At 62.2% G+C, this 25584-nt stretch carries 25 protein-coding genes; 13 read left to right on the forward strand and 12 right to left on the reverse strand.

Going from position 1 to position 25584, the window contains the following annotated elements:
- The first annotated feature begins 42 nt into the window (after positions 1 to 42).
- The 5 genes from H2510_RS20900 to H2510_RS17600 are packed head-to-tail and all read left to right on the forward strand — an operon-like array spanning position 43 to position 4200.
- Positions 43 to 177: a hypothetical protein gene (locus H2510_RS20900; protein ID WP_261393007.1), complete on the forward strand. Its 135-nt coding sequence runs from the start codon at positions 43 to 45 to the stop codon at positions 175 to 177.
- Positions 174 to 1010, forward strand: coding sequence for an enoyl-CoA hydratase (locus H2510_RS17585; protein WP_084345462.1), 837 nt, complete (start codon positions 174 to 176; stop codon positions 1008 to 1010). The genes H2510_RS20900 and H2510_RS17585 overlap by 4 nt, the downstream gene beginning before the upstream one ends.
- Positions 1011 to 2153 (forward strand): acyl-CoA dehydrogenase family protein, encoded by a 1143-nt coding sequence (locus tag H2510_RS17590; RefSeq protein WP_186629595.1) that lies wholly within the window; start codon positions 1011 to 1013, stop codon positions 2151 to 2153.
- Positions 2150 to 3124, forward strand: a complete 975-nt coding sequence (locus H2510_RS17595; protein ID WP_186629596.1) for an acyl-CoA dehydrogenase family protein — start codon at positions 2150 to 2152, stop codon at positions 3122 to 3124. Before H2510_RS17590 ends, H2510_RS17595 begins: the two co-directional genes overlap by 4 nt.
- Complete coding sequence (locus tag H2510_RS17600) at positions 3121 to 4200, forward strand: acyl-CoA dehydrogenase family protein (protein WP_186629597.1); 1080 nt, start codon at positions 3121 to 3123, stop codon at positions 4198 to 4200. Before H2510_RS17595 ends, H2510_RS17600 begins: the two co-directional genes overlap by 4 nt.
- A 101-nt stretch (positions 4201 to 4301) precedes the next feature.
- Here H2510_RS17600 and hsaB read toward each other — a convergent pair whose 3' ends face one another.
- The 4 genes from hsaB to hsaA are packed head-to-tail and all read right to left on the reverse strand — an operon-like array spanning position 4302 to position 7828.
- Positions 4302 to 4868 carry a 3-hydroxy-9,10-secoandrosta-1,3,5(10)-triene-9,17-dione monooxygenase reductase subunit gene (gene hsaB, locus H2510_RS17605; RefSeq protein WP_088944212.1) on the reverse strand — a complete coding sequence of 189 codons (567 nt, stop codon included), beginning with the start codon at positions 4866 to 4868 and terminating at the stop codon, positions 4302 to 4304.
- Positions 4869 to 5768 carry an iron-dependent extradiol dioxygenase HsaC gene (gene hsaC, locus H2510_RS17610; protein ID WP_186629598.1) on the reverse strand — a complete coding sequence of 300 codons (900 nt, stop codon included), beginning with the start codon at positions 5766 to 5768 and terminating at the stop codon, positions 4869 to 4871.
- Positions 5769 to 5771: 3 nt separating this feature from the next.
- Positions 5772 to 6650: a 4,5:9,10-diseco-3-hydroxy-5,9,17-trioxoandrosta-1(10),2-diene-4-oate hydrolase gene (gene hsaD / locus H2510_RS17615; protein ID WP_088944214.1), complete on the reverse strand. Its 879-nt coding sequence runs from the start codon at positions 6648 to 6650 to the stop codon at positions 5772 to 5774.
- Positions 6647 to 7828, reverse strand: coding sequence for a 3-hydroxy-9,10-secoandrosta-1,3,5(10)-triene-9,17-dione monooxygenase oxygenase subunit (hsaA, locus tag H2510_RS17620; RefSeq protein WP_254900591.1), 1182 nt, complete (start codon positions 7826 to 7828; stop codon positions 6647 to 6649). The genes hsaD and hsaA overlap by 4 nt, the downstream gene beginning before the upstream one ends.
- A gap of 155 nt (positions 7829 to 7983) precedes the next feature.
- Here hsaA and H2510_RS17625 point away from each other — a divergent pair, with 155 nt between their 5' ends.
- Both H2510_RS17625 and H2510_RS17630 read left to right on the forward strand, forming a co-directional pair.
- On the forward strand, positions 7984 to 9126 hold the full coding sequence (locus tag H2510_RS17625) for a Rieske 2Fe-2S domain-containing protein (protein ID WP_186629599.1): 1143 nt from the start codon (positions 7984 to 7986) through the stop codon (positions 9124 to 9126).
- Positions 9123 to 9446: a hypothetical protein gene (locus H2510_RS17630; protein ID WP_186629600.1), complete on the forward strand. Its 324-nt coding sequence runs from the start codon at positions 9123 to 9125 to the stop codon at positions 9444 to 9446. Before H2510_RS17625 ends, H2510_RS17630 begins: the two co-directional genes overlap by 4 nt.
- Before the next feature lie 65 nt (positions 9447 to 9511).
- Here H2510_RS17630 and H2510_RS17635 read toward each other — a convergent pair whose 3' ends face one another.
- Positions 9512 to 11143, reverse strand: a complete 1632-nt coding sequence (locus H2510_RS17635) for an FAD-binding protein (RefSeq protein WP_186629601.1) — start codon at positions 11141 to 11143, stop codon at positions 9512 to 9514.
- A 115-nt stretch (positions 11144 to 11258) separates the two neighbouring features.
- Between H2510_RS17635 and kstD the strand changes: the two genes are divergently transcribed.
- The 6 genes from kstD to H2510_RS17665 all read left to right on the forward strand — a co-directional run bounded on the left by kstD (position 11259) and on the right by H2510_RS17665 (position 19626).
- Positions 11259 to 12926 carry a 3-oxosteroid 1-dehydrogenase gene (gene kstD / locus H2510_RS17640; RefSeq protein ID WP_186629602.1) on the forward strand — a complete coding sequence of 556 codons (1668 nt, stop codon included), beginning with the start codon at positions 11259 to 11261 and terminating at the stop codon, positions 12924 to 12926.
- A complete protein-coding gene (locus H2510_RS17645) occupies positions 12923 to 13783 on the forward strand; it encodes a MaoC/PaaZ C-terminal domain-containing protein (RefSeq protein WP_186629603.1) in 861 nt (286 codons plus the stop codon). Before kstD ends, H2510_RS17645 begins: the two co-directional genes overlap by 4 nt.
- 42 nt (positions 13784 to 13825) lie before the next feature.
- Complete coding sequence (locus tag H2510_RS17650) at positions 13826 to 15559, forward strand: cholesterol oxidase substrate-binding domain-containing protein (protein WP_186629604.1); 1734 nt, start codon at positions 13826 to 13828, stop codon at positions 15557 to 15559.
- Positions 15560 to 15681: 122 nt separating this feature from the next.
- Positions 15682 to 17973: a bifunctional diguanylate cyclase/phosphodiesterase gene (locus H2510_RS21110; RefSeq protein ID WP_222438870.1), complete on the forward strand. Its 2292-nt coding sequence runs from the start codon at positions 15682 to 15684 to the stop codon at positions 17971 to 17973.
- A complete protein-coding gene (bluB, locus tag H2510_RS17660; protein WP_186629606.1) occupies positions 17963 to 18607 on the forward strand; it encodes a 5,6-dimethylbenzimidazole synthase in 645 nt (214 codons plus the stop codon). Before H2510_RS21110 ends, bluB begins: the two co-directional genes overlap by 11 nt.
- Entirely contained in the window at positions 18604 to 19626 is a 1023-nt protein-coding gene (locus H2510_RS17665; protein ID WP_186629607.1) for a hypothetical protein, read from the forward strand. Before bluB ends, H2510_RS17665 begins: the two co-directional genes overlap by 4 nt.
- 3 nt (positions 19627 to 19629) lie before the next feature.
- Here the strand turns inward: H2510_RS17665 and H2510_RS17670 are convergent, their stop codons facing one another.
- The 7 genes from H2510_RS17670 to H2510_RS20910 form a co-directional block, all read right to left on the reverse strand.
- Positions 19630 to 20127 (reverse strand): DUF427 domain-containing protein, encoded by a 498-nt coding sequence (locus tag H2510_RS17670; RefSeq protein ID WP_186629608.1) that lies wholly within the window; start codon positions 20125 to 20127, stop codon positions 19630 to 19632.
- A gap of 89 nt (positions 20128 to 20216) precedes the next feature.
- Complete coding sequence (locus tag H2510_RS17675) at positions 20217 to 21029, reverse strand: DUF2637 domain-containing protein (RefSeq protein ID WP_186629609.1); 813 nt, start codon at positions 21027 to 21029, stop codon at positions 20217 to 20219.
- Positions 21030 to 21167: 138 nt separating this feature from the next.
- Positions 21168 to 21662 (reverse strand): gluconokinase, encoded by a 495-nt coding sequence (locus H2510_RS17680; RefSeq protein ID WP_186629718.1) that lies wholly within the window; start codon positions 21660 to 21662, stop codon positions 21168 to 21170.
- Positions 21663 to 21834: 172 nt separating this feature from the next.
- Positions 21835 to 23010: a lipid-transfer protein gene (locus H2510_RS17685; RefSeq protein WP_186629610.1), complete on the reverse strand. Its 1176-nt coding sequence runs from the start codon at positions 23008 to 23010 to the stop codon at positions 21835 to 21837.
- Positions 23007 to 23435 carry a MaoC family dehydratase gene (locus tag H2510_RS17690; RefSeq protein ID WP_261393008.1) on the reverse strand — a complete coding sequence of 143 codons (429 nt, stop codon included), beginning with the start codon at positions 23433 to 23435 and terminating at the stop codon, positions 23007 to 23009. Before H2510_RS17690 ends, H2510_RS17685 begins: the two co-directional genes overlap by 4 nt.
- Complete coding sequence (locus H2510_RS17695) at positions 23417 to 24337, reverse strand: bifunctional MaoC family dehydratase N-terminal/OB-fold nucleic acid binding domain-containing protein (RefSeq protein ID WP_186629611.1); 921 nt, start codon at positions 24335 to 24337, stop codon at positions 23417 to 23419. Before H2510_RS17695 ends, H2510_RS17690 begins: the two co-directional genes overlap by 19 nt.
- Positions 24334 to 25473 (reverse strand): acyl-CoA dehydrogenase family protein, encoded by a 1140-nt coding sequence (locus tag H2510_RS20910; RefSeq protein ID WP_261393020.1) that lies wholly within the window; start codon positions 25471 to 25473, stop codon positions 24334 to 24336. The genes H2510_RS17695 and H2510_RS20910 overlap by 4 nt, the downstream gene beginning before the upstream one ends.
- Positions 25474 to 25584: the final 111 nt, after the last annotated feature.

A 25584-nucleotide genomic window follows, 5' to 3' on the forward strand; every position in this document is an offset into this window, starting at 1 on the left:
CCTACCAAGCACTTGCTTGTTAACGAACCGCCCGAGGAGACCATGACTACGGAACCGAGCATCGGCCCGGACCCACTCCGACATGCGGCAGGCCCGACGCAGAGCAACACTCGTTACAAGTATTACGAGGCCCCCGGCAAGGCCTCCCGGATCGAACTAGGTAAGGAAATCCGATGAGCGAACCTGTGACATACGAAGTTGTCGACAAGATCGCAACGGTGACGTTGAACAGGCCCGAGTACCGCAATGCGCAGAACTCGGCAATGACCTACGCACTCGACGCCGCATTCACCCGCGCGACCGAGGATCCCGATGTCGCGGTGATCATTCTGGCGGGCAACGGCAAACACTTCAGCGCCGGACACGACATCGGTACCCCCGAACGCGACGTGGACGTCCACTTCGAGAACAAGGCCGTCATGTGGTGGGACCACATCGATCGGGTCGGTGGCGACCAACGTTTCGCTCGCGAGATGGAGGTCTATCTCGGGATGTGCCGCCGTTGGCGCGAAATCCCGAAGCCGATCATCGCTTCGGTACAGGGCGCCTGCATCGCCGGCGGACTGATGCTCGCTTGGGTATGCGATCTGATCGTGGCCTCCGACGATGCATTCTTCTCCGACCCCGTTGTGCGCATGGGCATCCCGGGAGTGGAGTACTTCGCGCATCCGTGGGTACTCGGCACCCGTGCCGCCAAGGAAATCCTCTACACCGGCGACCGCTTCTCTGCACAGCGCGCCTACGAGTGGGGCATGGTTTCGCGCGTCGTACCGCGAGATGATCTGGAGTCGGAGACCCGCGCTCTCGCCGGACGCATCTCGGCGATGCCGCAGTTCGGACTTGCGTTGACCAAGAAGGCCGTCAACCAGTGCGAGGACCAGATGGGAATGCGCGCAGGCATGGACTCGGTATTCGGTCTCCACCACTTTGCGCATGCACACAATGCCGAGGTCGACACCGACTCCCTCGGCGGCATGAACGCCAAGACGATGAAGGAGAAGGGCAAGTAAATGGATCTCGATCTCGATGACTCCACAATTGCGTTCCGCGACAGCGTGCGCGAGTTCCTCGCCGAAAACATCCCCTCGGAGCCGCTTGCCTCGATGGACACGGCAGAGGGCTTCGAGCAGCACCGGCAGTGGGAGAACACCCTCGCCGACGCCCGCCTCTCCGTCGTCTCATGGCCGAGCGCACTCGGTGGCCGTGACGCTTCGTTGCTGGAATGGGTAATTTTCGAGGAGGAGTACTACGCGGCCGGCGCACCGGGACGCGTCGCGCAGAACGGAATCTTCCTGCTCGCTCCAACGCTGTTCGAGTACGGAACCGACGAACAGCGCGAGCGTTTCCTTCCGCGCATGGGACGCGGCGACGACATTTGGGCACAGGCTTGGTCCGAGCCCGAGGCCGGCAGTGACCTTGCTGGTATCCGGTCGAGCGCCAAGCAGGTCGAGGGCGGCTGGGTCCTCAACGGTCAGAAGACCTGGAGTTCGCGCGCGAGCTTCGCAGACTGGGGCTTCGGTCTGTTCCGTAGCGATCCCGAAGCGCAGCGCCACCGCGGCCTGACGTACGTGATGTTCCCGCTGACCGCCGAAGGCGTCACGGTGCGTCCGATCCCGCAACTCGACGGTGAGGCCGGTTTCGCCGAGATCTTCTTCGAAGATGTCTTCGTTCCGGACGCCGACGTCATCGGGCAACCGAACGACGGATGGCGCGTTGCCATGAGCACCTCTAGCAACGAACGCGGACTCTCCCTGCGCAGCCCCGGAAGGTTCACTGCCGCAGCAGATCGCTTGATCGAGCACTGGAAAAAGAATTCCGATGCGGTGGCGAATTCGAACACGACCGATCGCGTCGTCGACGCATGGATCGGGGCGCGTGCCTACCGCCTGCACACTTTCGGCACGGTGACACGCCTGCAGGAAGGCGGAGCACTCGGTGCAGAGTCCTCGGTCAACAAGATCTTCTGGTCCGAACTGGACGTAGCACTGCACGAGACCGCACTCGACCTACTCGGCGACGACGGCGAGCTCGACGGCTCCTGGCAGGACGGCTACCTCTTCTCTCTCTCCGGCCCGATCTACGCGGGTACCAACGAGATTCAACGCAACATCGTTGCCGAGCGTCTGCTCGGCCTTCCTAAGGCGGACCGATGAGATTCGCACTGTCCACTGAACAACAAGACTTCGCATCCAGTCTGCGTGAACAGCTCGCCGGTTCGGCCGGGGCAGTTCGAGCCTGGAGCCGCGACGAACTCGAACCGGGCCGCAAGCTACTGCGCGGACTCGCCGACACCGGCGTCACCGGGTTGACCATCGAGGAGAACCACGGCGGTCTCGGCGCACATCCGGTCGACCTCGTCGTCGGATTCATCGAGATCGGACGCGCAGCAGCGCCCGGCCCTCTGATCGAATCCGTCGCGGTGGCGCCGACACTGCTCGCACCGTTCGGCGATCTCGCCGAGAAATGGCTTCCTGGGATTGCCGACGGATCTTCGCTTGCATCCGTGGCAAGTCCTCGCGCACTGGATGCAGACATCTGCGACCTCGTGCTGCGCGTGAACGGATCGCGAATCGAGCAGGTGCAGGCAGGGACTCGTCGCAATTCCGTCGACACTGCCCGCAGGCTGTTCGAGGTTACCGACGGCTCGACGTTGGTCGAGGACCCCGCCGTCGCACAGGCCTGGGATCGCGCGTTCGATCTGGCAGCGTTGGCCTGTTCGGCGCAGCTTCTCGGACTCGGCCGCCATCTGGTGGATACGACCACCGAGTACGCCAAGGGCCGTGTGCAGTTCGGCAAGCCCATCGGCTCCTTCCAGGCGATCAAGCACCAGTTGGCCGACGCACTCATCGGTCTGGAAATGGCGATGCCGCTCATCTATGGCGCCGCTATCTCCATCGCCGACGGCAGCGAGGACGCATCCCGTGACGTATCGGCCGCGAAGGTCGCCAGTTCCGAGGCTGCCTACCTCGCGTCGCGCGTCGCACTCCAGGTGCACGGCGCGATCGGCTACACCGCCGAGTACGACCTGTCGCTGTGGCTGACGAAGACACGTGCCCTGTACACCGCATGGGGAACCGTCGCTGCTCACCGCGCACGTATCGCACACGCTCTGGCCGCCGTATGAACGGGGTAGGAGTGTTCACCGAAGAGCAGAACGATCTGCGGGTCATGATCAGATCGCTGCTCGACAAGCGCTCGGACATGCGCGCCGCGATCGATACCGACCGCGGCTACCAGGAGTCGCTGTGGCAGCAATTGTGCGAGGTCGGCATTGCGTCACTGGCAATTCCGGAGGAGTTCGGCGGAGCCGGATTCGGGGCCATCGAATCGCACGTGGTGCTCGAGGAACTGGGTAGATCCCTGACGCCGTCGCCGATGCTCGGTTCGGTTGTACTCGCAGGCCAGGCACTACTCGTGTCCGGCGACCGCGAGGCCTGTGAGCGTTTGCTCCCCGGCATCGCGGAGGGCAGTTCCATTGCAGCGTTGTGCTGGGCCGGTTCGGTATGGAGTGACGACGACGTCCCGGTGACCGTCACCGACGGAACTCTCACCGGTGTGGCGGAGTACGTCCTCGACGGTCTGTACGCCGATGTCCTCGTCGTCGCTGCCTCGGACGACGGCACGGTATCGCTGTACGAGGTGGACCCGTCCGCCGCAGGCGTCACCCGTCGGAACACTCCGACGATGGACCCCACGCGTCGACTGAGCACCGTCGAGTTCGCCGGCGTCACCGGGCGCAAGATCGATACCGCGCCCGATACGCTCGCAAAAGTTCGCGATATCGCTTGTACCGCACTGTCTGCCGATCAAATTGGTGCTGCTGCGGCAAGCCTGGACATGACCGTGGAATACAGTCGCACCCGGGTACAGTTCGGTCGCCCGATCGGAAGTTTCCAGGCGCTAAAGCACCGTATGGCGGATATGTACGTTCTGCTCGAGAGCGCAAAATCGGTGTCGTACGCAGCCGCGCGGTCACTCGCCGAGCAGCTTCCGTCGGCCCACGACGATGCGGGTGTAGCGAAAGTGCACTGCTCCGAAGCACTCTCGCACATCGCCGCAGATTCGATACAAATTCACGGTGGCATCGCGATCACCTGGGAGCACGACGCACACCTGTACTTCAAACGGGCACACGGCTCTTCACAGCTGTTCGGGCGACCGAGCGAGTACGTGAGCCGATACGCTCCCGCGGCTGTGTAGTCGGACCCGTCGCCGGCCGAGCGAGCCGGCACGACGAGATATTCAGTGAACGAAAAATCGCCCCGGGTATGCCCGGGGCGATTTTTTGGTCGTGACTCGAATTACAACCAGGTGTCCGGAGACGACGCGGTAAGGAAAGCTTCGAGATCGTCCCGCCATGGTGCGGGAACGGTCTTGTCCGGTTCGATACCGGTGTACTGGCCGCGGTAGAAGAGCAACGGACGCTCACCGGTGATCTCGCCGAGTGAGTGGACCCGACCGATGGCGATGTAGTGGTCACCACCGTCGAGAACCCTCTCCACCGTGCAATCGATGTGCGCGAGCGAGCCTGCCAGAATGGGCGAGCCCAGTTCCGACGGGCTCCACTCGACACCGGCGAATTTGTCCGGCTCACGAGATCCGAAACGCGCACAGGTGTCCTGCTGCTCTTCACCCAGGACATTGACTGCAAATTTTCCGCTTCGTTCGATTGCAGCCCATGACCTGGAACCCTTTGTAGGGCAGAACAATACGAGTGGTGGATCGAGCGACAGCGCGGCGAACGACTGGCAGGCGAAGCCCACCGGGACGTCCTCGTCGACCGTAGTGATGATCGTGATTCCGGTGCAGAATTGCCCGAGAACAGTCCGGAACGTCCGGGGTTCGAAGTTCGCCACGTGTTCACTCACCTATCTGATTCCCACCGAGAAGTCGTGTCCCCACAGGCTCACGGCCGTACTTTCGCGGGCAACCCATTTCTCGTCTTCGACTTGTCTTCCTTCGCAACCGAATTCGATGTCGAAGCCGCCGGGAGTCTTCATGTAGAAGGACAGCATCAAGTCGTTGACGTGACGTCCCAGCGTTGCCGACATCGGAACCTTCTTACGCAATGCGCGGTCGAGTCCGAGTCCGACGTCGTCGGAGTTTTCGACCTCGATCATCAGATGCACGATTCCACTGGGGGTCGGCATCGGCAGGAACGCCAAGCTGTGGTGCCGAGGATTGCACCCGAAGAATCGCAACCATCCGGGATCTCCGTCGGCAGGCCGACCCATCATCTGCGGAGGCAGACGCATCGAATCGCGAAGCCGGAAGCCGAGGACATCGCGGTAGAACCGCAGTGACGCGTCATCGTCGTCGGTGGAGAGCACGACGTGACCCAGGCCCTGTTCGCCGGTGACGAACGTATGGCCGTACGGGCTGACCACGCGCCGATGTTCGAGAGCCGCCCCATGAAACGCCTCGAGGGTGTTGCCCGACGGGTCCTCGAACACGATCAACTCGTCTACTCGACGGTCCTGAATCTGCTCGGCAGTGCCCTCCTTGTAGGAAACACCGGCACTGTCCAGGGAACTTCTTATGCTCTGCAACTCGGCAGCATTCGCAGTTTCCCAACCGGATACGAGCAGTCGGTCCTTCTCACCCGGAACGATGACAAGCCGGGCCGGGAAGTCGTCCATACGTAGGTAGAGCGCGCCCGGAGTGACGCCTTTGCCCTCGACCATGCCGAGCACCTTGAGCCCGTACTCGCGCCACGCGTTCATGTCGGTGGCCTCGATACGCATGTATGCCAGAGATCGGATGCCCATCTCTCAGCTCCCCTCGGTAAGAAATGCAGCAGTCAAACGATTGAATTCCTCGGCCATTTCAACCTGAGCCCAGTGTCCACATCGACCGAACACATGCAACTGCGCACGCGGAATCGTCTTGAGTGCCACCAATGCGCCGTCGATCGGATTGACGCGGTCCTCGCGGCCCCAGATCAGCAGCACAGGCTGGCGTAACTTGTATGCCTCACGCCAGAGCATGCCCTTCTCGAAATCGGCGCCGGCGAACGACTTCCCCATGGCACGCATCGCGCCGATGGACTCCGGCGTCGATGCGGCGGCGTAGCGCTGTTCGAGTAGCTCTTCGGTGATCAGCGACTGGTCGAACACCATCACCTTGAGGAACGCCTCGAGCTTTTCCTTCGACGGCCCCGGCGGAGCACTGAAGTTGCCGAGATGCTTGACGCCCTCTGTCGGGTCTGGGGCAAACAGGTTGATGCTCAACCCTCCGGGTCCCATGAGCACCAACCTGCCTGCGCTGGAGGGGAAATCGAGCGCGAATCGCACCGCGGTGCCGCCCCCGAGAGAATTTCCGAGCAGGTGGGCTCTCGCGATTCCGAGATGATCCAGCAAATCCTTGAGCGCAGACGACGAGTGCACGAAGTACTGCGGATGGTCGATCGGCTTGTCGGACAACCCGAATCCAGGCTGGTCGACGCACAGGACGTGGAACTGTTCCGCGAGCACCGGAATGTTGGCCGCGAAGTTCGACCATCCCGACGCGCCCGGTCCACCGCCGTGCAGCAGCACGATCGTCGTATCGTTCCCGACGCCCGCCTCGTGGTAATGAAGTTTCATGTCCGGACGAATCTGCGCGAACTTCGACGTCGATTCGAAGGTGATCTCCTGCGTGGCCGCGGTCATACCATCGTGTCCTTGAGCGGGAGGCCGAACTCTCCTCCACCGAACATCTGGTACGCGCGTTCCGGATCGTTTGCAGCATGCACTCGGCCCGCGTGAGCGTCTCGCCAGAAGCGTTGCAGCGGAGCATCGTTCTGCAGCGCGGTCGCACCTGCACTCTCGAACAGAAGGTCGATCGAGGCGACGGATCGGCCAGTCGCACGCACCTGATCGCGGCGTGCTCGAAGCCGTAGCTCGATCGGCACTTCCTCGCCTGCCTTCAGCAGTGCGTACTCCTCGGCGACATTGCCCGACAACTGACGCCACGCGGCATCGATGTCACTGCTGGCCTCGGCGATACGCACCTTCGCGAAGGGATCGTCCTTACCGGTCTCACCGACAAATGCCTTGCGCACACGCTTACCCTGATGCTCGACGTGCGCAGCATAGGCACCTTCCGCCATTCCTACGATCGGGGCGGAAATGGTGGTCGGGTGAATCGTGCCCCACGGCATCTTGTACACCGGAGCGGTATTGCGCTCGAGCCCTTCAGCGGTGTGATCGTTCATCTTTCCGAAGCTCAGCACGCGGTGCGACGGAACGAACTGATCCTCGACCACCACGGTGTTGCTGCCGGTTCCACGCAGTCCGACGACATTCCAGACGTCGTCGATGCGGTAGTCCTCACGCGGGATGAGGAACGTCACGAAGTCGACGGGTCGACCATCCTTGATGACGGGCCCGCCGAGCATCGCCCATGTCGCGTGATCGCAGCCCGAAGACCACTGCCACGCACCGGATACCCGGTATCCGCCGTCCACGACGTTGCCCGCGCCCATCGGTGCGTACGAAGAGGAGATCCGAACATCGGTGTCCTGTCCCCACACATCTTCCTGCGCCTGTTGCGGGAACAGTGCAAGGTGCCAGTTGTGCACTCCGATGATGGAGGAGACCCAACCGGTGGATCCGCAGGCACTCGCGATCTTTTTCACTGCGGTATAGAACAACCCCGGGTCTGCTTCGTAGCCGCCCCATTGCGCCGGCTGCAGCAAACGGAAGAAGCCGGTCTCCTGGAGGGCTTTCACCGACTCGTCGGGTAGACGTCGCAGATCTTCGGTCTCCTGCGCGCGCTCGCGCAGGGTTGGCAGTAAGGCGTCGATTCGATCCAACACCTCGTGGCTGACGATCGGCTCCTGCGTCACGATTGACTCCTACCTTCTCAGTGGTTTCCTAGCAAGACTAGAACACGTTCTCTCATGTGTCGAGAACTCTTCCCCGCGCCTTCACTAGCCATTTCTACCGGAATTCTATAACGTGTTCTAGTAGTAACAGCTCGAGTAGACCGTGAGGGGTTCACATGGCAAAGATCCGAGAGATCGACGTCGGCAATACACCGACCCGCTACGCACGTGGTTGGCATTGCCTCGGCCTCACCACAACGTTCACCGACGGCAAACCGCACTCCGTCGAGGCTTTCGGCACCAAACTTGTCGTCTTCGCTGATTCGGCCGGGAAAATCGTCGTCCTCGACGGTTACTGCCGTCATATGGGCGGTGACCTGACCCAGGGAACCGTGAAAGGTGACGAGATCGCCTGCCCGTTTCACGACTGGCGATGGGGCGCGAGCGGCAAATGCACCCAGATTCCGTATGCGAGGCGTGTCCCACCGCTGGCGCGTACGAGAACCTGGACGACGCTGGATCAGAACGGCCAGCTGTTCGTTTGGAACGATGCCGAAGGTAATCCGCCTCCCGAGGAAGTCACGATCCCACGGATCGAGGGTGCCTACAGCGACGACTGGACCGACTGGACCTGGAACTCGATGGTCATCGAGGGTGCCAACTGCCGCGAGATCGTCGACAACGTCGTGGACATGGCGCACTTCTTCTACATTCACTACGCCTTCCCGACGTACTTCAAGAATGTGTTCGAGGGCCACATCGCCTCGCAGTACCTCAACACCAAGGGCCGTCCGGACATCGGAATGGCCTCGCAGTACGGCGGCGACACTCTGCTGAAGTCCGAAGCCGCCTACTACGGCCCCTCGTACATGATCAATCCGCTGATGAACAGTTACGGCGGGTTCGAGGTCGAGAGTGTACTGATCAACTGCCACTACCCGATCGATCAAAATTCGTTCGTGTTGCAGTGGGGCATCACCGTCAAGAAGCCAGCAGGCATGAATGACAAGACCTCGATCAAACTTGCGGAGAAGTTCACCGAGGGAATCAGCGCCGGATTCTTACAGGACGTCGAGATCTGGAAGAACAAGACCAAGATCGACAACCCGTTGCTCTGTGAGGAGGACGGCCCTGTCTATCAGTTGCGCCGATGGTACGACCAGTTCTACGTCGACGTCGCCGATGTCGACGACAAGATGACCGGCCGGTTCGAGTTCGAGGTCGATACCTCCAAGGCGAACGAAGCCTGGCAGGTGGAGGTCGACGAGAATCTCGCTCGCCAGAAGGCCGACAAGACCGAGAACGCCGAAGTGTCATGAGCCTGAGCTGGGCCAAGGCACCGGACTTCGCGCAGGATCCGGCGCGAATCGAGGAGATTCACGCGCAGACCGTGCGCGACAAGGAAAATTATCTCGATTCGTCTCTCGCACCGGTGGAATGTCGAGCATGTGGAACTAGCGTCCTGGTTCGCAAGAACAGTTCCAAGCAGACCTCGGTGCAGTGGACCACCAGACCTGCCGATACTTGCCCGGTGTTTCGTGATGCAGGGAACTCGGCAACGCAGGACTCGTGCCCCCGCATGCAGGACAGCATCGACCATGCAGTGATGGAAGGGATTCTGTCGGTCCCCTCCGACTAGGCAGTTCCGCCGTGTAGGGGCTCAGCGACGCTGGGCCCCTACACCTCTCTCACAACACTTCGAGCTCACATCGCTTGGAAGTCGATCCCGCGGTCATCGCTTGCCGAAACCAGCGCGTGTGCTCCTGCCCGACGGCCCGAGAAGACACAGTCCGCGAGTGAGAGTCCGCTGACGTACGAATTGGAACACAGTCCGACAGCAGTGCGGCCGGCAGCGAACAGTCCCGGAATGACTACTCCGTGCGTATCTTTCACGCCTCCGGTGTGCTCATCGACGATGAGTCCACCGAGGGTGATCATCGGGCACGGATTCATCATCTTCGCGATCGTCGAGCCACCAGGAATGCCCGCGTCGAAGAGTGTGAACGGCGCCGCGAGGACGGGTCGTCGGAAGTCGTCGTGCTTGCCCATCGGATCTGCGGTTCCCGAAGCGATGGCCTCGTTGTGTCGGTCCACTGTCTCCCGTAGTCCCGTGGGGTCGAGTCCAGCAGCGCGCGCCGCTTCTTCGATCGTATTTCCACGCCGGGCCGTGCGCATCAACCCGGCATTCTGGACTCGTTGGAACCACATCGCCTGCTTCGGAAGATGCGCCTTGGCGTCTCGCACCAGATCCGCATCGGCGAGTAACCAGCCGCGACCGCCGCCCTTTTCGACGATGGCGTGACCGAGAGCTGCGCCGTATCGAGATTCGTCGACCATCCGCTCACCAGCCCGATCTACGAGTAGTGAGCCGAGGAACGGTACGGCGGGAACGATGAACCGCCAGGCCGAGATGTTGGCCAGCTTTGCTGTCCCAGCGTCGATGTCGGTAGCCAAGCCGATACCACTACCGTCGTCGCCGGCCGTTCCCAATGCAATTCCACCGGTGTATTTCGGTGCGTGCGTCTTCATCATCGTGCGGTTCGCGGCGAATCCACCTGCGCTGAGGATGACCCCTCCACGCGCTTGGATGCGGACGAGACGGCCGTACTTTTTCTCGATCCGGTCGAGTCTGCGCTCGAGCAGGTACCGAAGCTGCGGGGCGTAGATGCCCGGCTTCGCGGAGAGTAGGCCGATCCTTTTGTGAGCCAGCCGGATTCGAGCGGGGGCATCCTTCAGCGTCCGACACTCGATGCCTACGACTCGGCCATCTTCGACGACGAGCGAGACCGCGCGAGTTTGCGGTATCAACTGCACACCCGCTTTCTGCGCAGACTTCGCCATCGGACCGTACAACATCTTCCCCGAGGTGCCCTTACCCTTGGCTCGATGTCCACGCGGTGCAGGCGTAGCCACCTCTCGGAACTCCCCCGCAGCCTCACTGCCCGAGTAGTACAGGTAGTGACGATTGGTGGGATACGAAGTCTTGTAAGGGCATAGCGACGCTTCGAACGGCACGCCGTGATGGGAAAGCCACTCGATCATCTCCGGGCTCTGATCGCAGAACTTTCGCAGGGTGGCCGGGCTGACGGCGTCGCCGACCTCCTTGGTCAGATACGCGAACATCTGCTCGGGACTGTCCTCGACTCCGGCTTGCCCCTGAATGGACGTACCACCGCCGGCGTAAACGACTCCCCCCGAAATCGTGCTGGCACCGCCCCCGGCGTACCGATCGAGTGCGATGACGGAACTGCCCGCGGCGACGGCCTCGAGCGCAGCCGCTGCCCCTGCCACACCGAACCCGACGACTACGACGTCGGCGCGTAGATCCCAGCTCACTTGAAACCTCCTGAACACAAACTGCAACGTGTTTTTGTTCTCGAATCGATTTTCGTCAATTCTTCCTGGCAGAAAGCATGGACTGACACCCACATCATTCTATAACGTGTTCTACATGAACAAGCAGGAATACGACATCGTCGTGGTCGGTAGCGGCGCGGGCGGAATGACGGCTGCGCTCACCGCAGCGCATCGGGGACTCAGCGTCGTCGTCATCGAGAAGGCAGCAAAGTTCGGCGGATCCACCGCCCGGTCGGGTGGCGGCGTGTGGGTCCCGAACAACGAAGTACTCGAACGCGACGGCGTCGACGACACCCCGGAGGCCGCGCGCGACTACCTGCACGCGATCATCGGGGACGTCGTGTCCAAGGAACGCATCGACACCTATCTCGAACGCGGGCCCGAGATGCTGAGCTTCGTGTTGAAGAACTCACCGCTGAAAATGCAGTGGGTCCCGGGATACTCGGACTACTACCCGGAGGCGCCGGGCGGACGGGTAGGCGGGCGATCGGTGGAACCGACCCCGTTCGACTCGACCTGTCTGGGTTCCGAGGTGAACAATCTCGAACCCGACTACGGCAAGGCACCGCTCAACGTGGTGATCACTCAGGCGGACTACCGGGCGATCAACCTTCTGCGACGCCACCCGAGCGGACTGGCTCGCGTGATGCGCGTCGGGATGCGCTGGATGGGGGCCAAGCTCACCGGCAAGCATCTACTCGGCCGCGGCCAAGCGCTGTCCGCCGGATTGCGCGCCGGCCTCCTCGACGCCAACGTGCCGGTGCTCCTCGAGACTCCCATGACGGATTTCCACGTCGAGGACGGCCGTGTGGTGGGTGTCGTCGTGGCCGGTTCCGGCTCGGTCATCAGGGCCAAGCTGGGCGTCGTGCTGGCGTCGGGCGGTTTCGAGCACAACGCGGAGATGCGTAAGAAGTACCAGCGTCAGCCGATCGGGACCGAATGGACGGTCGGCGCTACGGCAAACACCGGCGACGGCATCACGGCAGGCCAAAAGCTCGGCGCAGCAGTAGATCTCATGGACGACGCCTGGTGGGGGCCGTCAATTCCGTTGACCGGCGGCCCGTGGTTCTGTATCGCCGAGCGCACGCTGCCCGGCGGCATCATGGTCAACACCGCAGGAAAGCGGTTCCTCAACGAGGCGGCACCTTACGTCGAGGCCGTGCACATGATGTACGGCGGCGAGTACGGCATCGGTGAGGGTCCCGGCGACAACATCCCGACGTGGATGATCATCGACCAGCGCTACCGCGATCGCTACATCTTCGCTGGGCTGACCCCGAAGAAGCGGTTCCCCTCTCGTTGGTTGGAGTCCGGTGTGGTGGTCAAAGCCGACACCGTCGCCGAGCTGGCCGAGAAGACGGGTATGCCCGTCGACCAGCTCACCGCAACCGTGGAGCGTTTCAACGGATTTGCACGCAGTGGAGTCGACGAGGACTTCCGTCGTGGCGACAGCGGTTATGACAAGTACTACGGAGACAAGACCAACAAGCCGAACCCGAGTCTCGGCGTGATCGACAAGCCGCCCTACTACGCCGTGAAGATGGTGCCTGGCGATCTGGGCACCAAGGGCGGGCTCGTTACCGACGCCGACGCCCGAGTACTGCGCGAGGACGGAAGCGTCATCGACGGCTTGTATGCAATCGGAAACGCCAGCGCACCGGTGATGGGCCACACCTACGCGGGTCCTGGCGCAACCATCGGACCCGCGATGACGTTCGGCTACCTGGCCGTTCTCGACATGGCACGCAGGGCGTCGCAGTGAGCATCGATCCCGACCTCGCAATCGGTGCCGAGCTACCGGCGGAGGAGTTTTCATGGACTGCGAACGACGTGCAGACCTTCCACCTGGCGATCGGGGCCGGTGGGTCCCCCACCGACCCTCGCGAACTCCGCTACTTGGACGACGCGAAACCGAAGGTACTCCCGACCTTCGCGACAGTGGCAGCCACCTTCCACGAGGTCGAAGCACCCCGAGTGCAGTTCCCCGGTGTCGACATCGACCTCGCCAAGGTGGTGCACGGTAGCCAGGGCGTGACCGTCTCCGGTCCCATCCCTGCTGCCGGACAGGCCCGGACGATCACTCGCATCACCGATATCTGGGACAAGGGCAGCGCAGCGGTCATCGTGCAGGAGAAGATCACAACCTCGCTCGACGGCACCGAACTGTGGCGGGCGCGTTCGTCGATCTTCGCCCGCGGTGAAGGTGGCTTCGGTGGTGAGAGAGGACCGTCCAACAAGACCGTCCTACCCGAACGGGCACCGGACGCCGAAACTTCGATCGCGATTCTGCCGCAGCAGGCACTGATGTACCGCATGTGCGGCGATCGCAATCCACTGCACTCCGATCCCGAGTTCGCAGCTGCTGCAGGGTTTCCCAACCCGATTCTGCACGGCCTGTGCACATACTCGATGGTGTGCAAGGCCGTCACCGACACGGTCCTCGACGGCGATACGGACGCAATCGACAGTTTCGACGCCAGGTTCGCAGGCGTCGTTTACCCTGGCGAGACCTTGGCCTGCCGTATCTGGCTCGAAGGCGGTAGATATTTGATCAGCGTCACCGTTCCCGCACGAGAGAACGCTCCGGCCCTCGCCGATGTCGTATTGACAACCCGCTAGCACCCTTGTTCGTAGCTTCGAGACGACGGAGTACCCAGCACAATGTCCGATTTGAATCGCCGACAGTTCATCGCCGCAGGCGCTGGTGCACTCGCAGTGGCATCCGTGATGCGCGCCGCGCCTGCAGGAGCCGTGCCCTTCGGTAGCTCTGAGAGCACCATCCCTGCGCCACCGAATTTTCCGCCTGGAATTCCGCTCTACCAGCAGCGCTATCAGAACTGGTCGAAGGAGATCATTCTCGACGCCATCTGGACGTGCTCACCGGTCACGCCGGATGATGTAGTCCGACTGGCCAATTGGGCCCATGCAAACTCCTATCGCATCAGGCCGCGTGGCGCGATGCATGGGTGGACGCCGTTGACGATCGTCAACGGTGAGAACCTCGACCGGGTCGTACTGGTCGACACCATGGTTCATCTGAACGGGATTGCGGTCGACCCCGCAGATTCGGATCGTCCCGCAACTGTGACCGCCGGCGCCGGCGCGACCCTGGAAGCGATCCTGCAACAACTCGAAAACAACGGTCTCGGCTGGGTCAGCGTGCCTGCACCGGGAGTACTGACCATCGCAGGGTCGCTGGCCGTCGATGCGCACGGTGCTGCGATCCCGGCTGCCGGTGAAGTTCCGGTACCCGGAACCACGTACGGCTCCTTGAGCAATCTGGTGACCGCACTGACTGCCGTCGTCTGGGACGGAAATGCCTACGCTCTGCGCTCCTTCGATCGATCCGACCCGGAGATCACCCCACTACTGACGCATCTGGGTCGCGCTTTCCTGACCTCGGTCACGCTGATGGCGGGCGCCAATCCACGTATGCGCTGCCAGAGTTACACCGACATCGATTGGCGTGAGTTGTTCGGCGCAGCAGGGGCAAAGGGACGTACCTTCGAAAGCTTCCTGCAACAGACAGGCCGCGTCGAGGCCATCTGGTATCCGTTCACCGAAAAGCCGTGGCTCAAGGTGTGGTCGATCTGCCCCGAAAAGCCTCTGACGGCACGCGAGGTGACCGGACCGTACAACTACATCTTCTCCGACAACCTGCCCGAAGTGGTTTCCGACCTGATCGGCCAATTGACGGCTGGAAACACCTTCATCGCACCGGCTTTCGGTCAGGTCTTCTATGGGACGACGGTGGCAGGGTTGGCGGCAACTGCGTCGAACGACCTGTGGGGTTGGTCGAAGGACGTCCAGTTCTACATCAAGCCGAGCACTCTCCTGCTGACCGAGGGCGGCGGTGCGGTCATCACGAGCCGCGACAACGTCGCGCGAGTGATCCACGATTTCACCGTCTGGTTCGAACAACGGGTGTCGCACTACCAGTCGATCGGCCAGTTTCCGATCAACGGTCCAGTGGAGATCCGTTGCTGTGGCATGGACGCAGAGTCGGATCTCCTCGTCGATTCTGCTGGGCCGCCGACGATCTCGGCGATGCGGCCGCGACCCGATCATCCCGAGTGGGATACGGCGATATGGCTCAACGTGCTCGGCGTCCCCGGCACACCGGGCATGTTCGCCTTCTATCGTGAGATGGAACAGTGGATGCGCTCGCATTACACCGGCGGCTGGGCCACATTCCGTCCCGAGTGGTCCAAGGGTTGGGCGTTCAGCACCGAGCTTCCGTACAAGGATGCGGACGTTATCGAGAACATCCTGCCCGATACCTATCGTGAGGGGGTGCCCGTCAGCGAGAACTGGGACACCGCTCGGGCCACGTACAACGATCTCGATCCACACCGGATCTACTCGAATTCCTTCATCGATCAACTGCTTCCCTGAGTCGAACATCTCACTATCCCGGCTTCCCGCATTCTGCGTTCGAAGTGATTCGAGTTGCGAAGTGTGGGAAGTTGGGCAGTGATGAGAAACCGACGACATGACGCAGCGAAGGGATGCACCGGGTGAAATGGCGGTTGTATCCGATATTGGCAACGGCGGCATGCATCGGCTACACCTTCACCCCACCCGGCGACCTGGCCAATGCCTTGTACATCGGTATCGGCCTGTCTGCAGTGATCGCCGTACTGGTCGGCATTCGAGTGAACCGTCCAGTCGCCCGCGCAGCCTGGTGGGTGGTCGCACTTGCTACCACGATGTGGTTGGCAGGGGACGTCGCGTTCTTCTGGATCGACCACGTCGATGGCTACCTCCCTGTCCCCTCGGTGGCCGATGCCATTTACCTACTCGGCTACCCACTGTTCGTGTTCGGACTCTTTCTCCTGGTACATCAGGGCTGGCGCCGAGGCGAATTCGGACACGTCGCCAACAGTGTGATCGTCATGATCGCGTTCGGCCTCATCCTGTGGGTGTTCGTCATCCCGGTCGACGGCGTGAACGTATCGACTGTGTCGGGTATGGCTGCAATCGCTTATCCAGCGATGGACGTCCTCATGCTTGGGCTCTTGGTTCATTTCCTCGGCACAGTTCAATGGCAGAACACCTCCTTTCGACTTCTGGCCGCATCGGCGGCGGTAACACTGGTTACCGACACCACCATGCGCGTCGGTTCGGCCGAGGTGCCGACCATGGCCCCCAATATCACCGTCGCCGGGTACGTCTTCTGCTACGTCCTACTCGGAACAGCTGCCGTTCACCCGTCGATGAGGTACCTGACAGTTCCCCGTGCACAGCGCGGCTCACCAAGCACTCTCGAAGCTTCGTTCAGCACGCCCACCACGATCGTTCTCACACTGGCGGTGCTGACGCCGGGCGCAATCATGGCAACCTTCCTCGCCCGTGGGACGCCCGTCGCCGAGTGGGGATGGGGCATCCTGCTGTGCGCTTCGGTGCTTGTCACCCTGGCACTGGTCAGAGTCACCGAACTGCTCCGACTGCTGCGTAGACAAACGGCCACCCTAAGACTGGCCGCACAGACCGACCATCTGACCGGGACCCTCAATCGTCGAGGATTGGAAGAGTGGATCGACACCAACGACGGTCCACTCGCGCTGTTGTTACTCGATGTGGATCGTTTCAAGGAAGTCAACGACACCTTCGGGCACTCGATCGGTGACGACGTTCTTCGCGCTGTCGCCGACCGACTGGCCGACACCGTCCACGCCGGTGGAGTACTCGGCCGACTCGGAGCAGACGAGTTCGCGGTTGTGCTCTCCGTGGAAGACACACAGTTGGAGGCTGTGGCCGCAGCACACGGGATGCATGCATCTCTGTCCTGCCCTATCAGGGTTGGAGGTGCGACTCTTCTCGTGGAGGCCAGCATCGGTATCGCGCTCAGTGACCGAATCCCCCCAAGAAACGGTGCCGCGTCGAGCATCGAACAGTCTCGCTGCGACGACCTGGTCCATCGATCCAATCTGGCGATGCAATCGGCCAAAATACTCCAACCGCGCATTGCAAGCTACGACCCGTCGATGGCCCGCGACAGCAGCCGCCAATTGCATCTGCTCAGTGAGCTCACCACTGCGATCGACGCCCGCGAACTCGAGCTGTACTACCAACTTCAAGTAAATCTCGACTCGATGGAGGCGACCGGGGTCGAGGCGCTTCTCCGATGGAACCACCCTGTCGAAGGCATCATCGAACCCGATCAGTTCCTCCCGATGGCCGAGCACACCGGACTGATCAGACCGCTGGCCAACTTCGTGCTGAGTGAGGCATTGGCCCACCGCAAGGAATGGAGCGAAGCAGGGGTGGAGCTCAACGTCTCGGTCAACATCTCCACACGCAATCTTCTCGACAGCACTCTCGTCGAGCAGGTTCGACGCTCGCTCGCCGCCGCCGGCGCCGCGCCCGAGAAATTGACCATCGAGATCACGGAAACCTCGTCGATGGCTGATCCGCCCGTCGCCATCGAGTCGCTGTTGGGCCTGCGCAAGCTCGGAGTCACCCTTGCGATCGACGACTACGGCACCGGGTACAGCGCACTCGCCTACCTGCAGCGTCTTCCCGTGCAGCAATTGAAGATCGACAAGACCTTCGTCAGCGACATGGCACACCATCAGGCTCACGGCATCATCGTCAGATCCACGATCGATCTGGCCCGAACCCTCGGCCTGACCATCACGGCCGAGGGCGTGGAAGACGCCGCCACCCTGCTCGAATTACGTAAGCTCTCTTGTACAACCGCTCAGGGATACTTTGTGGGACGCCCAGTTCCTGCACATCGAATTCCGGATTCGGTCGCGGAGTCGAACGCCAAACTGAAGGAATACACGAAGACATATGAACGATGACGACAACCCGATGTCGGTGTACACGGCCATCGCAATGCGGCGCGACGTGCGTGCAGAGTTCGACGGCAACTCGGTCGACGACGAGGTACTGCAGCGAATCCTGAGCGCCGCACACAAGGCGCCGAGCGTCGGCAACACTCAACCGTGGGACTTCGTCGTCATCAAGAACCCCGACACGCTCGCCACCTTCGCCGCACACGTGGCGCAGAAGCGTCGGGCGTTCGCAGACTCGCTGCCACCCGACCGCCAAGCTACGTTCGATCCCATTCGAATCGAAGGAATCGAAACGAGCGGCACCGGCGTCGTGGTCACCTACGACCCGACCCGAGGAGGCCAACATATTCTCGGACGCGCGAGCGTCGAGGACACCGGCTTGTTCTCAGCCGTCCTTGCCATCCAGAACCTGTGGCTGGCTGCGATCTCCGAACGTATCGGAGTCGGATGGGTGTCCTTCTACGAAGAGGACTACCTGAAGGAGTTGCTGGGAATCCCGGACCCGATCCGGCCGATCGCCTGGTTGTGTGTCGGCCCGGTCACCGAGTTCGCCGAGACTCCCGACCTGGAACGATTCGGATGGCGCCATCGACGCCCACTCGTCGAGGCAGTGCACTACGAGAAGTTCGGCGGCGCGTGAAACAGCTTCTCGTTGCTGTTGCCGTACTCGCACTGGTGACGGGGTGTGCCGCGCAGGACAGCGACAAACCTGCAACGACGACGCCCGCCGCAGAGCCTGCCGAAGCGCCCTCGGCACAGACGCCGGTGGGAGTGGTGACGCCACTCGCGGGCGCGCCGGAGGGAATCGTCGTCACCACTTCGGGTATCGCCGCCGTCGGCGTTCGAGAGCCCGACGGCATTCGGCTGGTCGACGCGACCACCGGCGTCGAACGTTCGTTCGTACCGACAACCGGCGCACCCAGACACCTGTCCCTCGCCGGGCCGGATGGACCGGTCCTCGCACCGCTCGAAGCAAGCGACGAGCTACTCGTCGTCGATCCCGAGAACGGCAATGTCCTCACCACTGTGCAGGGAGTCGGAAGACAACCGCACGATGCCGTCACAACCTCCGACGGGACCACCGTCGTCACCAACGAGATGGGCGGCGGCGTCGTGTTCGTTCGCGACGGTACGGTGACGGCCTCGCTACCGGCAGGACCGGTTCAACCCGGTGGCCTTGCCGCCGTCGGCGAGTACGCTGCGGTCGCCGACGTCCAGGGCAACGGCGTGTGGATCTACAGTGGCCCCGATCAGGAGCTAGTCGCACAAGCACCACTCGGAACCAAATTGACCCACGCCACCGCACTCGGTCGAGACCTTGCCGCGTTCGCCGACACCGACGGTGGCGCAGTATTCATCGAACGAGTCGACCCGCAGGTCAGCGAAGTATCTCGCATCGAAGCACCCGGCAATCCCTACGGACTCGCGTACGACCCGCAGCGAAAGTTGCTGCTGATCACGCTGACCGAATCGAACATCCTGCGCGTCGTCGACGTCGCAGACCCGGCGGCTCCGCGTCCGATCGTCGACCTTCCAACCGTTCGGCAAGCCAATTCGGTTGCAGTCGATACGCGTTCGGGCGACGTGCTGGTGACGGGAAGCAATCCCGGTGACGAATCCAGCCTGCAGATCATCCCCGCCGACGCTCTCACACCCTGAAAATCACCAACCCCAGCTACCGGGGATCCCTTTGAACGGACCCACCACCTCACTCGTGATCCAGCCCTCGTAGAAGCCGCCCTCCTGAGGGGTGACGCGTTCGCCGTCGACCTCGCATTCCAACCGCGAAGGCGAGAACGCCAGATGCCCGGTGATCGGCAGAAACGACGCCGTCGGCTCCTCGTAACTCCACGCGGCGCCGTCGCTCACCGAGTTGGCACCGTGGACGGTCCAGTACGTCGCTGCACCTTTCCACTCACAATGCGTCGAGCGGGCTGCGGAGGGCGAGAGCGCCTCGGCAGCAACATCATCACGCGGGATATACCAGGTCGGTGGGTGCGAAGTCTCGAGCACTCGCCACGCATCACGCGTCTCGGCGATCAGCGTCCCACCGAAGCGCACCGTGATCAATCGATTCGAATGCTCCAACCGAGGTGGTCTCGGATAATCCCACACTGATTCTTGCCCTGGGCCGGGAACCTGCGGTGTCACCTTGCTCATCCCTCGATAGTGCCACTGCACCGCCGTGAGGTCACTTCTGTGCTGCAGAGCCGTACGGGATCAGCCGTTCGGGATCGAGAGCATCTCGGTCACGGGGCATCGACCGGATAGAGGTCCTCGATGCGATCCCCGTCGAGGATCCACCTGTCGACACTGTCCAAAGGCTCAGCGCTGCTCACATCTTCGATGCCGTCCAATAACTCGACGCGCTGCGGTTCCGCACTGCGCTGTGGTTCGGCACTGCGCTGTGGTTCGGCACTGCGCTGTGGTTCCGCACTGCGCTGTGGTTCGGCTATCGGGTCGGTATTTTCCGGAGTTGCGTGGGCGACGGGAACCAGTGGAGACTGCGGCGAGTCCGGACCGATCGATTCGACGTCTCGTGCCGCGGTTACTTCGGGTTGCACGGTCACTTCGGGTTGTACAGGCGCTTCGGTTTGTACGGTTTTTACGGTTTTTTCGGTTTGTACGGCGGCGACCGGTCCGGGTTGTGTCGACGGGATTCGCACGAGTATGCCCAGCCCGTGGGTGGCAGCGAGCAGGCTGACCGGTGCAACGGTGGCGATTGCAGCGGACAGCGCGGGATGCAGGGTTCCAGTGTTGGAAGTGAAGGCGTGCAGTGCATTTGCGCCGATACTGACCAACGCTGCGATGACGAGCACCCACCAGAAGAAGCGCCTGCCGCTACGCTGATCTGCGAATTGAGCAAGTGCGATGACAGAAATAGTCGCCTGCAGGATTGTGCCGTCGACGATGACCGGCCACAACCACGACAGATTTCGTGGGACTCCGGCCATGGTCGCCAAATCCCACAGTGCGGCGAAACTCAATACGAACGACGCGATGCCGATGACAGTGGTGATGACGACGGCGCTGACGAGTGTCGCACGCAGGACCTTGTTCATGAGTGCACATGATGCAGTACGCCTCCGACATAGTCGGAGCGATGCTGTGGGCGCGGTTGTTCGGAAGGCACAGCAGGAAGACGAAGACGGAGATGTGTCAGGAGGCGCGAGGAGATCGCCCGGTCGACGCTGCTTCTTTCAGTCGCCCTGGCGACGGTCGAGTTCGGCGATGATGCGAGCGGCGATCTCCTGCGGCGGTGGACCGACGTCGAAGAGAAGTGCGTTCTCGTCCGGTCCGATCGGCTCGAGAGTCGATAGCTGGGAGTCGAGGAGCCCACTCGGCATGAAGTGGTCCGTCCGAACGTTCAACCGGTCGCCGAGTTGCGTCTTGGTTCCGACGAGATGAACGAAGAGGACCTGCCCTTCGGATCCGTGCGTGAGCACGTCCCGGTAGCTCCGTTTCAGTGCAGAGCAGGTGACGATTCCAGGTTCGCCTCGGCGAGTATGCGATTTGATCCAGTCTGCGATCGTGTCCAGCCACGGCAGCCGGTCCTCGTCGGTCAGCGGGACTCCGGACGCCATCTTCGCGACATTCGACGCCGGATGCAGGTCGTCGCCTTCCTGGAAGTCCCAGGAGAGTGCTCGTGCAAGGACGCCGGCCACGGTGGACTTGCCCGACCCCGACACACCCATGATCACCAGAACCGGACGTGCGCCGCCGATGTAGTTCGTCAAAACAGATCACCACCCTCGCCACACGCATTGTGGGTTCGAGGGTGGCGATCTGTCACGCCGTCACGATCCATGCAGTCGAGTTTTCCACGACAGCGGTACCCGACTACTTGCGCATCGACTCCACGAACCGTTACTGAGTTCGGGAGAGGATGAGCCCCGAGGTGGGCACACCGGTGCCTGCAGTGACGAGTACGTTCTCCACATCCGGAACCGGGTTGACCGAAGTCCCGCGAATCTGCCTGACGCCCTCGGCAATTCCGTTCATCCCGTGGATGTACGCCTCACCGAGCTGACCACCGTGAGTGTTCAGGGGCAACCGTCCGCCGAGTTCGATGGCACCGTCGGCGATGAAGTCACGTGCCTCGCCGCGCCCACAGAACCCGAGTTCTTCGAGCTGCATCAATACGAACGGCGTGAAGTGGTCGTACAACACCGCCGTCTGCATGTCCTTCGGGGTGAGACCGGACTGCGCCCACAATTGATCTCCGACCAGACCCATCTCCGGCAGACCTGTCATCGCGTCGCGGTAGTAGCTGGTCATGATGTATTGGTCCGGGCCACTTCCCTGCGCTGCCGCGGTGATGACGGCGGCCGGATTGGGCAGATCCTTCGCCCGCTCCGGCGAAGTCACGACGATCGCAATTCCGCCATCGGACTCCTGGCAGCAATCGAGAAGGTGCAGCGGTTCGGCGATCCAGCGTGAATTCTGGTGGTCCTCCAACGTGATCGGCTTGCCGTAGAAGAACGCAGCCGGATTGTTCGCCGCATGTTTACGGTCGGCGACGGCAACTCGGCCGAAGTCCTCGCTCGTCGCGCCGTAGACATGCATGTACCGACGCGCGACCATCGCCACGAACGAGGCGGGTGTACCGAGCCCCTGCGGATACGCCCATCCAGCGTCGACGCCCGAGGACGTCGGCGCGGCAGCGAGATGTGGAGCAACCTGTCCGAACCGCGAGCCGGAGCGCTCGTTGAATGCCCGATACGCGACGACGACATCAGCGACTCCGGTGGCAACTGCCATCGCGGCCTGCTGAACCGTGGCACACGCTGCGCCACCGCCGTAGTGAATTCGACTGAAGAACTTCAGGTTCGGGATTCCGACGGCCCGTGCAACAGCGATCTCGGTGTTGGTGTCCATCGTGAACGACGTCAGGCCGTCGACGTCGGCGGGCGTCAGACCCGCATCCGTCAGCGCGGCCTGTACTGCCTCGGCGGCCAGTCGAAGTTCGCTTCGCCCTGAGTCCTTGGAGAAATCCGTGGCGCCGATTCCGACGATCGCCGCCTTGCCCGACAAACCGCTCATGCCGGCTTCCCCCCTGTCAGCTCTGACGATGCCAGTTTCACCTTCGCCACGATGTGATCACCGAGAGAGTCGGAGCCGGTCACCTCGACCGTCACTTCACCGTCGGTGACGGCAGATACCTTCCCGCGCAGCGTCAAAGTGTCGTAGGCGTACCAGGGAACCCCCAGCCGCAGACCGATCGAACGGAAGACCGCAGTCGGGCCCGCCCAGTCGGTCACGAAACGCTGCACCAGGCCGGTGTCGGTAAGGATATTGACGAAGATGTCTTTGGAACCGCGCTCGATCGCCTTGTCGCGGTCATGGTGGACATCTTGAAAGTCTCTGGTGGCCAACGCCGTCGAGACTACGAATGTCGGATCGGCGAAAATCTCGAGTTCGGGCAGTTCGTCACCTACCTGCGCTGTAATCATCGGATCGCCTTCCATGCGGGGAGTGTGAAGTTCTCGTCGATGCGAAGGAATTCGACCTCGACAGGCAATCCGACCTCGACCTCGGACGGTTCGATTCCGCGTAGCTCGCCGAGTACGCGGACTCCCTCGTCGAGTTCGACGAGAGCAACCACGAAAGGCAGTGTCCGCCCGGGCACTTTGGGTGCGTGGTGGACGACGAAGCTGAACACCGTGCCCTTACCGCTCGCGACCACGTAGTCGATCGGTGCGGCCTTGTCCTGCCAGATCGCCGGAATCGGGGGATGCCGCAGCGAGCCGTCCTCGACCCGCTGAATCCTCAGTTCGCCTACTCGTGCTCCCTCCCAGAAGAACTCGGTCTCCTGGGATACGACCGGACGAATCGCCTCCGACACGTCGTCGGCGGCCGGCTTGGCTTCCGGTGCGAACTTGAGTACCCGGAAGACCATCTCGGCGACGGCCTCATCACCCACGTACCAGATGTTGCGTGTGGTGACGAACCAGCCGAGACCGAGACCGGTCTTCTTCGGACCGACGACATTGTCGAGTTTCGTTGTGACCGTGACTTCTTCACCGAGCTCGAGATAACGGTGATAGGTCTGATCACAATTGGTCGCCACGACGGAGGTGAATCCGGCGTCGTCGAGTATGCCCATCATCAGCCCGAGCGGGTCGTCGGACGAGCGCGTGTAATGCAATCCGCCCATCGTCCACACCTGTGCCATTGCAGGAGGCGCGACGACGCCCTGGTGACCGGCCGCGCGAGCAGCGCCGGCATCGACGTAGATGGGGTTCGCGTCGCCGATCGCTTCGACCCAGTTGTTGATCATCGGTTGATTGATCGGGTCCCGCCCCGCGCGAGGCGCGCATTCCCCCGCTGCCGCAATACGATCCGCTGCTTCGCTGATCGATTCGCTCATCGCACGACCCTGGGCAGTCCGAGACCGGATGTTGCGATCAGTTCCCGCATCACTTCGTTCACTCCTCCACCGAACGTGATGACCACATTGCGCTTGACCTGCTTGTCCAGCCAGGCCATGAGCTTGGCAGTGTCGGGATCGAGAGGGTTTCCGTGTCGACCGATCAGCTCCTCGGCAAGCCGCCCGACGCGTTGAATCCGTTCGGTGGCAAAAACTTTGGTAGCCGAGGCATCGGCGACGTCGACCGCATCCGCAGTGGACGAAGCGATCTGCCAATTCAGCAGCTCGTTGATCCGGAACGTGGCATGGATCTCGCCGAGAGCGCGTCGCACGTCGGGCTCGTCGAGCACTCCGTGCTTCTGCGCCCACCCGCGCAAGTGGACGTACAGTCCGTCGATTTTACCGGCAGGTCCGAGCATGACGCGCTCGTGGTTGAGCTGGGTGGTGATCAGACGCCAGCCGGCGTTCTCCTCCCCCACCAGCATGTCGACGGGAACTCGCACATCGTTGTAGTACGTCGCGTTGACGTGGTGTGCACCGTCGAGAGTGATGATCGGCGTCCACGAGTATCCGGGGTCGGTGGTGTCGACGATGAGCATGGAGATTCCGCGGTGACGCGAATCCGCCGGCCCCGTGCGCACAGCGAGCCAGACGTAGTCCGCATCGTGCCCGCCCGTGGTGAAAATCTTCTGTCCGTTGACGATGTACTCGTCGCCGTCGCGCACAGCTGTGGTGCGCAGCGAGGCGAGGTCGGTTCCCGCCTCGGGCTCGGTGTAACCGATCGCGAAATGGACCTCACCGGCGAGGATCGACTTGAGGAACTTGTCCTTCTGGACCTCGGTTCCGTACTTCTGCAGTGTCGGACCGACAGTCTGCAAGGTCACGGCAGGGAGCGGAATGTCAGCGCGCGCAGCCTCGTTCACGAAGATCGACTGCTCGACGTCACCGAACCCGTGTCCGCCGAACTCCTTCGGCCAACCGACTCCGAGCCACCCGTCGGTGCCCATCCGTTCGATGATCGCGCGGTACGTCTTGCCGTGCCGCTCGGTCATCATGATCTCGGCGTCCTCGTCACTGACGAGATCGGCGAAATACGTTCGCAGGGTTTGCTGCAGCTTCTGCTGCTCTTCGGTCAATTCGACGAAGGGTGACTCGCCGGTTGCCTCGGAGGAGACCGCGACCGATTCGAGTACGTCCTCGCGCTGAATCGAGGCGCCCACCAGATCGAGCCGGTAGGAGGCACCACC

Origin of the sequence: Rhodococcus sp. BP22, assembly GCF_014281965.1 — a bacterium.
In the GTDB taxonomy this organism is placed as follows: Bacteria; Actinomycetota; Actinomycetes; order Mycobacteriales; family Mycobacteriaceae; genus Rhodococcoides.

What these genes read in the sequence shown, in the direction of transcription:
- H2510_RS20900 (WP_261393007.1), top strand. Translation starts at nt 43, where the DNA reads ATGACTACGGAACCGAGCATCGGCCCGGACCCACTCCGACATGCGGCA.
- H2510_RS17585 (WP_084345462.1), top strand. Translation starts at nt 174, where the DNA reads ATGAGCGAACCTGTGACATACGAAGTTGTCGACAAGATCGCAACGGTG.
- H2510_RS17590 (WP_186629595.1), top strand. Translation starts at nt 1,011, where the DNA reads ATGGATCTCGATCTCGATGACTCCACAATTGCGTTCCGCGACAGCGTG.
- H2510_RS17595 (WP_186629596.1), top strand. Translation starts at nt 2,150, where the DNA reads ATGAGATTCGCACTGTCCACTGAACAACAAGACTTCGCATCCAGTCTG.
- H2510_RS17600 (WP_186629597.1), top strand. Translation starts at nt 3,121, where the DNA reads ATGAACGGGGTAGGAGTGTTCACCGAAGAGCAGAACGATCTGCGGGTC.
- hsaC (WP_186629598.1), bottom strand. Translation starts at nt 5,768, where the DNA reads ATGGGCATCCGATCTCTGGCATACATGCGTATCGAGGCCACCGACATG.
- hsaD (WP_088944214.1), bottom strand. Translation starts at nt 6,650, where the DNA reads ATGACCGCGGCCACGCAGGAGATCACCTTCGAATCGACGTCGAAGTTC.
- H2510_RS17625 (WP_186629599.1), top strand. Translation starts at nt 7,984, where the DNA reads ATGGCAAAGATCCGAGAGATCGACGTCGGCAATACACCGACCCGCTAC.
- H2510_RS17630 (WP_186629600.1), top strand. Translation starts at nt 9,123, where the DNA reads ATGAGCCTGAGCTGGGCCAAGGCACCGGACTTCGCGCAGGATCCGGCG.
- kstD (WP_186629602.1), top strand. Translation starts at nt 11,259, where the DNA reads ATGAACAAGCAGGAATACGACATCGTCGTGGTCGGTAGCGGCGCGGGC.
- H2510_RS17650 (WP_186629604.1), top strand. Translation starts at nt 13,826, where the DNA reads ATGTCCGATTTGAATCGCCGACAGTTCATCGCCGCAGGCGCTGGTGCA.
- bluB (WP_186629606.1), top strand. Translation starts at nt 17,963, where the DNA reads ATGAACGATGACGACAACCCGATGTCGGTGTACACGGCCATCGCAATG.
- H2510_RS17670 (WP_186629608.1), bottom strand. Translation starts at nt 20,127, where the DNA reads ATGAGCAAGGTGACACCGCAGGTTCCCGGCCCAGGGCAAGAATCAGTG.
- H2510_RS17675 (WP_186629609.1), bottom strand. Translation starts at nt 21,029, where the DNA reads ATGAACAAGGTCCTGCGTGCGACACTCGTCAGCGCCGTCGTCATCACC.
- H2510_RS17680 (WP_186629718.1), bottom strand. Translation starts at nt 21,662, where the DNA reads ATGGGTGTGTCGGGGTCGGGCAAGTCCACCGTGGCCGGCGTCCTTGCA.
- H2510_RS17685 (WP_186629610.1), bottom strand. Translation starts at nt 23,010, where the DNA reads ATGAGCGGTTTGTCGGGCAAGGCGGCGATCGTCGGAATCGGCGCCACG.
- H2510_RS17690 (WP_261393008.1), bottom strand. Translation starts at nt 23,435, where the DNA reads ATGGAAGGCGATCCGATGATTACAGCGCAGGTAGGTGACGAACTGCCC.
- H2510_RS17695 (WP_186629611.1), bottom strand. Translation starts at nt 24,337, where the DNA reads ATGAGCGAATCGATCAGCGAAGCAGCGGATCGTATTGCGGCAGCGGGG.